We start from the raw sequence: 852 nt of genomic DNA, 5'->3' as shown, positions 1-852 counted from the left end.
CACCAAGACCTTCGCCTCCGCAGCCGACCTGGAAGTCAAGCAGGTCAGCTTCGACAAGCTGTCCGAGCACGCCTACGCCTACACCGCCGAGGGCGACCCCAACACCGGCATCATCATCGGCGACGACGCCGTGATGGTCATCGACACCCAGGCCACCCCCGTCATGGCCCAGGACGTGATCCGCCGCATCCGCGAAGTGACCGACAAGCCCATCAAGTACGTGCTGCTGTCCCACTACCACGCGGTGCGCGTGCTGGGCGCCAGCGCCTATGGTGCCGAGCACATCATCGCCAGCGAAGACACGCGCGATTTGATCGTCGAGCGTGGCCAGTTCGACAAGGACAGCGAGATCGGCCGCTTCCCACGCCTGTTCCAAAACGTGGAAAGCGTGCCCGACGGTCTGACCTGGCCGACCATGACCTTCAACAGGAAGATGACCTTGTGGCTGGGCAAGCTCGAAGTGCAGATCCTGCAGCTGGGCCGGGGCCACACCAAGGGCGACACCGTGGCTTGGCTGCCGGCAGAGAGGATCCTGTTCAGCGGCGACCTGGTCGAGTTCGGTGCCACCCCGTACGCGGGCGATGCCTACTTCAAGGACTGGCCGCAGACCCTGGACAACCTGGCGGCCTTGAAGCCTGAAAAGCTGGTGCCCGGGCGCGGAGCCGCCCTGCAGACCCCGGCGCAGGTGCAGGAAGGCCTGGCCGGCACGCGCGCCTTCATCAGCGACCTGTATGAGAGCGTCAAGGCCAGCGCCGCCAAGGGCGAAGACCTGCGCAAAGTCTACGAAGCCACGTTCGCCAAATTGCAGCCCAAGTATGGCAACTGGGTGATCTTCAACCACTGCATGCCGTT

The 852-nt window shown here is 64.4% G+C and carries 1 protein-coding gene; it reads left to right on the top strand.

What is annotated here, in order from left to right:
- Positions 1–852, top strand: an 852-nt coding sequence (locus QYL93_RS31855; RefSeq protein WP_305747433.1) for an MBL fold metallo-hydrolase, incomplete at both ends; no start/stop codon positions are given.

It is taken from the genome of Acidovorax sp. A1169 (assembly GCF_030704685.1).
In the GTDB taxonomy this organism is placed as follows: Bacteria; Pseudomonadota; Gammaproteobacteria; order Burkholderiales; family Burkholderiaceae_C; genus Acidovorax.
The sequence above is the reverse complement of the archived record's forward strand: the minus strand, read 5'-3'. Positions and strand labels throughout refer to the sequence as shown.